This is a genomic window from Rhodococcus sp. BS-15 (assembly GCF_000813105.1).
Taxonomy (GTDB): Bacteria; Actinomycetota; Actinomycetes; order Mycobacteriales; family Mycobacteriaceae; genus Rhodococcoides.
In genome coordinates this window covers 1-5329 of the sequence record NZ_BAOX01000323.1, presented here as the reverse complement: position 1 = coordinate 5329, position 5329 = coordinate 1, and the positions used below count along the sequence as shown (strand labels likewise).

7 protein-coding genes and 1 tRNA gene are annotated in these 5329 nt (G+C 64.8%); 3 read left to right on the top strand and 5 right to left on the bottom strand.

What is annotated here, in order from left to right:
- Nucleotides 1-90 precede the first annotated feature (90 nt).
- Entirely contained in the window at nt 91-867 is a 777-nt protein-coding gene (locus RHBS_RS23935) for a triacylglycerol lipase (RefSeq protein WP_128646608.1), read from the top strand.
- Nucleotides 868-869: 2 nt separating this feature from the next.
- On the opposite strand, the gene RHBS_RS23930 is transcribed toward RHBS_RS23935, so the two are convergent.
- From RHBS_RS23930 to RHBS_RS23915, 4 genes are all read right to left on the bottom strand, one after another.
- Nucleotides 870-1223 (bottom strand): DUF3817 domain-containing protein, encoded by a 354-nt coding sequence (locus RHBS_RS23930; RefSeq protein WP_128646606.1) that lies wholly within the window; start codon nt 1221-1223, stop codon nt 870-872.
- Nucleotides 1220-1621: a transcriptional regulator gene (locus tag RHBS_RS23925; protein WP_128646604.1), complete on the bottom strand. Its 402-nt coding sequence runs from the start codon at nt 1619-1621 to the stop codon at nt 1220-1222. Before RHBS_RS23925 ends, RHBS_RS23930 begins: the two co-directional genes overlap by 4 nt.
- A gap of 89 nt (nt 1622-1710) precedes the next feature.
- Nucleotides 1711-2370, bottom strand: coding sequence for a maleylpyruvate isomerase family mycothiol-dependent enzyme (locus tag RHBS_RS23920; RefSeq protein WP_128646601.1), 660 nt, complete (start codon nt 2368-2370; stop codon nt 1711-1713).
- A gap of 63 nt (nt 2371-2433) precedes the next feature.
- Nucleotides 2434-2518: transfer RNA gene (locus RHBS_RS23915), tRNA-Leu, on the bottom strand.
- Nucleotides 2519-2645: 127 nt separating this feature from the next.
- Between RHBS_RS23915 and RHBS_RS23910 the strand changes: the two genes are divergently transcribed.
- Nucleotides 2646-3452, top strand: coding sequence for a TetR/AcrR family transcriptional regulator (locus tag RHBS_RS23910; RefSeq protein ID WP_128646599.1), 807 nt, complete (start codon nt 2646-2648; stop codon nt 3450-3452).
- A gap of 97 nt (nt 3453-3549) precedes the next feature.
- Here RHBS_RS23910 and RHBS_RS23905 read toward each other — a convergent pair whose 3' ends face one another.
- Nucleotides 3550-4152, bottom strand: coding sequence for a hypothetical protein (locus tag RHBS_RS23905; RefSeq protein ID WP_128646597.1), 603 nt, complete (start codon nt 4150-4152; stop codon nt 3550-3552).
- Nucleotides 4153-4587: 435 nt separating this feature from the next.
- On the opposite strand from RHBS_RS23905, the gene RHBS_RS23900 reads away from it, so the two are divergent.
- Nucleotides 4588-5329, top strand: a 742-nt coding sequence (locus RHBS_RS23900) for an ACP S-malonyltransferase (RefSeq protein ID WP_145977582.1), incomplete at its 3' end; no start/stop codon positions are given.

Genomic DNA, 5329 nt, shown 5'->3' with positions numbered 1-5329 from the left:
TCTCGCGCTTCGCTTGCTCGTTCCGGTCCTCGGCGAGCTGGCGGGACGGTAGCTCGTGGCTCCGCGAAACCGTGCTGACGCGGACGTTCGGTGGTGTTCGCCGCCGCCGCACTGTGCCTGACGGGCACCCCGGCTGCCGCGGCACCGGCTGCAGGCTCCTTCGCCGAGGCCATCGCCTACTCGATCGCGCACCCGGGAGTGACTCCGCCGGGCTCGAACGACTTCTCGTGTGTTCCCAGTGCGCAGCATCCCGAGCCGGTGGTGCTGGTGCACGGATTCCTGGAGAACTCGTACGCCAACTGGGCATCGCTGTCGCCGAAGCTGGCCGACGCCGGATACTGCGTGTTCGCGATCGATTACGGCAACACCGGGCCGGTTCAGGCGTTCGGTGCGCTCGAACCCATTCCCGAGAGCGCGTCGGAACTGTCGAGGTTCGTCGATTCCGTGCTCGAGGCGACGGGTGCGCAGAAGGTGTCGATCGTCGGCCACTCGAAGGGCGGCACCGTGCCGCGCTACTACGCCCGCTTCCTCGGTGGAGACCGTACTGTGGCGCAGATCGTGGCGTTGTCGCCGCCGAACTACCCGACGGCGGGCCCACCGGTACAGGACGACGTACTCGAGCGGCTGAACGAGGGCAGTGACACCGTCTCGGGCATCGACTACATCACGATCGCCACCAGGTACGACCAGATTGTCGTTCCGTACACGGCCTCGCTGCTCAGCGGCGCGGGAAACACGAACGTGGTGTTGCAGGACCTGTGCCCGGCCAACGCCGTCGAGCACACGGGAATCTCGTACGACCCGCTCGCTCAGCGGCTGGTGCAGAACGCATTGGATCCGGCGAACGCGCAGCCGATCGGCTGCTGACGTCAGACGGCGAAGTCGGCTTTGACCTGCTCGGTGCGCTTGTGCTCGACGTAGAAGGACAGGAACGGGATGGTCCCGGCGAGCAGTGTGCCGATCGTGCGGGCAGCAGGCCACCGCACCTTGATGGCGAGATCCACCGTGAGCACGAGGTACACGAGGTAGACCCAACCATGCACGACGGCAATCCAATTGGGCACATTCTCGACCTTGAAAATGTACTTCGCGACCATCTCGGTCACGAGAACGAGCAGCCAGATGCCCGTGGCGTACGCCAGAACGCGGTAGCGCAGCAACGCGGATGCGATCTTCTGGGTCTTGTTCGCAGACGCCTGCGTCTTGTCCGGTGCCGAACTCACGTGGTGCTCCTGTCGGTCCCGCGGGATTCATTCAGCTCCGCGAGGTAGCTGTTGTATTCGAGTAGTTGCCTGGCCTCGGGATCGTCGAGGTCCGTAGCGTCGGACGCCGGGGCTTGTCGCTGGGGGAGCAGGTCGAGGGGCACCTCGGTGGGTCCGTCGGGACGAGCCGCAGCCGCTTCCTCCGGGTCCTCGTCCTCGAGGCGTACGAACTTGCGGTAGGCGTAGACCACGAACACCGCGAACAGGGGCCACTGGAACGCGTATCCGAGGTTCTGACCGTTGCCGCCGACTGCCTCGAAGCGTTCCCATTGCCACCACCCGAGTCCCAGGCACACCGCCGCGGACACGATGACCAGCGCGATCAGTGCTGGCCGACGGTTCGGGCGGGATGAAGTCACCCCTCGACGGTACCGGAGGTACTACTACTGGAGGTAGTCGCGTGCTGCGGCCCGGCGGTGATTCTCACCATGGACGGCTCGGATGCGGCTCACGCCCGACGACGGTCGGCCCGTGCCTGGGCGAGTTGCTCGGCACCGGGCCCGGTGACGTCCGCGAGAGCGCTGCTGCGTCCGGTCAGAACCAGTGCCAGGGTGCCGGCCGATCCTTCGATGACCGGGCCCTCGCCGCGGCTCCAGTCCAGATCGGTTGCGCGCCACTGCAGTCGAAGTTCGGGGCCTTTGAACGGTGCTGCGCCGGTCGCGGGCACCAGAAAGTCGAGCATCGTGATCATGCGGTGATCGGGAACGTGGTGCTCGATTCCCAGCGGCTTGCACACGTCCAGTCCGTGCACGATGACGTCGGACAAGGGTGCGAGCGGACCGTGGCCGGGCGGGGTGAATTTCTTGTCTGCGTGAGCGGCCAGCAAGGCGGGTAATTCGTCGCCGTGCTCGCGACGCACGCGGGTGGTCATCAGTTGATTCGCGCGGTCGAAGTTGCCTCGGGTGCGCACCATGACGAGTCCGAACTGCCAGAGCGGGACGATCAGGGGGACCACCAGATGCGCGGCGACGTCGCGGACCGTCCAGGCCTCGCACAGCGAGGGAGTGTCCCATTGTTCGGGTGTGAGAGTCTCGAGAGTTCTTGCGAGAGAGCGTCGTTCGTCGGAAATCTCGGCGAAGATCGCGTCGTTGTCGGGGTTGCTGGACATTCGAGCCGCCTTCACACGTCGGAACCTGCAGAAGTCTCGAGAAAAGCCGGGCCGATATATCTATGGTGCGCGAGGGGGGACTTGAACCCCCACGTCCTGAGACACTGGAACCTAAATCCAGCGCGTCTGCCAATTCCGCCACTCGCGCGTGCCGATGAAGTCTACAACCTGGATGGTTTCTGTCACCGGCACGGGGAGGCGGCCTGCTTACCCACCGAACAGCCCGTGGGCAAACGTTGCAGGTGTACACCGTACGGTGCCGCTACACTCGGCGAGTGGCAGCGAAAAAGGACGTCCCCTTCGATCCGGCGCGCATCCTCGAGTTGCTGTGGCGAGTCGGTGTCAAGCCGAGTCGCACCGGACTGAGCGTGGACGCGATCGTCGACGCTGCGATCGAACTGGCCGATGCGAACGGTCTCGAGTCGGTGTCGATGCGGAACGTGGCCGAGCATCTCGGTGTCGGCGCGATGTCGCTCTACACGCATGTGCCGGGTCGGGAGGAACTGGCCGATCTGATGATCGATCGAGCACTTGCAGGCCTCTACTCGCATGTCGACGAGCCGTCCTCCGTCGCCGGCGGATGGCGTCCCGCGATGGGCTTCGTTGCCGAACGCAATTGGGCTCTGTACCAACAGCATTCGTGGCTGCTCGAAGCGGAGGGTGCACGCCCCGTGCTCGGTCCGCACACCAACGACAAGTACGAGGCCGAGTTGCGTCCCCTTGTCGGAATCGGTCTGGGCGACGTCGAGATCGACTCCGTTCTCACGCTGGTTCTCACTCACGTCTCCGGTACCGCGCGAGCCCTCGCCGGGGTGACGCGTGTCAAGGAGCAGTCGGGCATGTCCGACGCCCAGTGGTGGTCAGCTACCGCACCGATCCTCGAACGGGTGATGGACCGCGAACGTTTTCCGGTGTCGTCTCGGGTCGGGACAGCCGCGGCGACGTCGTACGACGCCGCCAGCGACCCCGTGCACGCCTACCGGTTCGGGTTGGAGTGCATTCTCGACGGCGTCGAGGCACTGATCTCGCGAAGTCAGCCCGTCGGTCGAAGTGCCGCCTCGGATCGACCTGTTTCGGAGTGACGCTGCTTCGCCCTACGTGACTTGTGCTGATATCGCCACACCGCGTGCTCGACCGAGGCGATATCTGTGCCGAGTGCATTCGCCGCGGCTTCCAGGATCACAGGGGCGAGCGGTCTTCGGCGATCCCGGCAGCGAAATTGTGGTGGAGCGGTTCGAGCGCATCGGCGACGAACGAGCGCAGGTGTTCGGCCGCTTTGTCGGTGCGTACGCCGAGGTGCATGAGCACGCATTCCCACGTGGTCTCACCGAGACCGGGAATCGCGCAGAACGCATCGAATTGTTGCTCGGTGTGCTGCTCGAAGTCGCTCGAACGGCTCAGCCTCACCGACACCAGCGTCTGTGCCGCCACGGCGGCCGCAGCAGCCTTGGTCCGACTGTTTCCCGGAACCAGCTGACGGTTGGACAGGATCTCCACCAGTAGATCCGGAGTGGTGGTCAGTTGGGCGAGGGTTGTCAAGTCGTCGAGTCGGTTATCGCCGCGATGCGATCTCCATCGCTGGACCACTGCGCGGACCCCGCTGGTCGGGCCGCCGTAGGGAGCGCGCGCCGAGAAGATCGCATCCAACAACGCCACCTCGCTCTCGGCGCGCCATCCCGGTGTCCAGTGTGGCGAACGGCATTGTGGCACATGCGATTCGATGTGCAGAAGCATCGCGTCGAGTTCTTCCTCGGTGCAAATGTCCGTTACCGATGAATACATGAATTCCCCCCGGATTTCGTCGACCGCACTTCCGATGAGCGGGTCGTCGGCACAAGGTAGAGGACCGCACCGACAAGGTCGTAGGCCGCTCCTCTGTGCTCGAGATCACATCACGAAAAGATAACGAAAAATACGAGGCTTTCCTCATGTTCTGGCGTCTCGTTCGATGCTCTCGCCAGCGTGGATACGGGTTACCGACGAGTTGGGTAAACAAAAAGTAAAGCCGCTTCGATCGACGTACTCGCTGGTAGCACTCGGACGTCCGAGCAAACCTGAGGCTTTCCTCATGATTTTGTGTCAACCTTGAGCAGCGCGGAGGAGACCTGTCGACGACGACCGGCTCACCGCTTCGACCCTGTAGCCCACGACGCACCAGGGCACTCATCACAGCGAACGCCCCGACCCCCGAGGCGTCCACGAGAGGAATCTTCAGCCTTGACGATCAACGAGAGCACACCATCACACGGACGAGGCTCGCGAAGCACCGGCAACGCAGACAAATCCCCTAGAAGCAATGGCGGCTCTCGGACTCTGGCAGATCGTTTCGCCGCGGGCGAGCCGTACGCACTGGCCTTCGGTGGCCAGGGTGCACCGTGGCTCAGCTCCCTCGAAGAACTGGCTCGCGACTCCGCGCTCGAACCCGAACTGACCGATCTCGTCAACGAGGCTGCAGTCACTCTCGCGCCCGTTGCCGACGAGCTGCTGGTCGTGCGCTCGGTCGGTTTCGACCCGATCGGCTGGATGCTCGAACAGGACCTCGCCGACGACGACACCGTCGGTTCGTACGGCCCGTCCGAGGCTGCGCTGACCTCCGCTGCCGTCTCGCTTCCCGGAGTGTTCCTCACTCAGGTCGCAGCACTGCGCGCACTGAAGCTGCAGGGACTCGATCCCGCCCAGACCCCGCCGGTCCAGGTCGTCGGACACTCGCAGGGGCTCATCGCTGCCGAATCCGTCGCAGCCGACGGTGCGCAGGACGCGAGCTTCCTCGCGATCGCCCAGCTCGTGGGTGCTGCTGCAGGTCTCGTCGGCGCCGCCGCGGCATCATCCGGTGCCGGAGACCGCGCGCCCATGGTCTCGGTCGCCAACGTCGAACCCGCACGACTGCAGGCGATCATCGCCGAACTCGCGATCGACGGTGCACCGGAGCGATCCGCCGCCCTCGCCATCCGCAACGGCC

Excerpts from the sequence above, each read along its gene's own strand:
- RHBS_RS23920 (WP_128646601.1), bottom strand. The coding sequence starts at position 2,370 with ATGTCCAGCAACCCCGACAACGACGCGATCTTCGCCGAGATTTCCGAC.
- RHBS_RS23905 (WP_128646597.1), bottom strand. The coding sequence starts at position 4,152 with ATGTATTCATCGGTAACGGACATTTGCACCGAGGAAGAACTCGACGCG.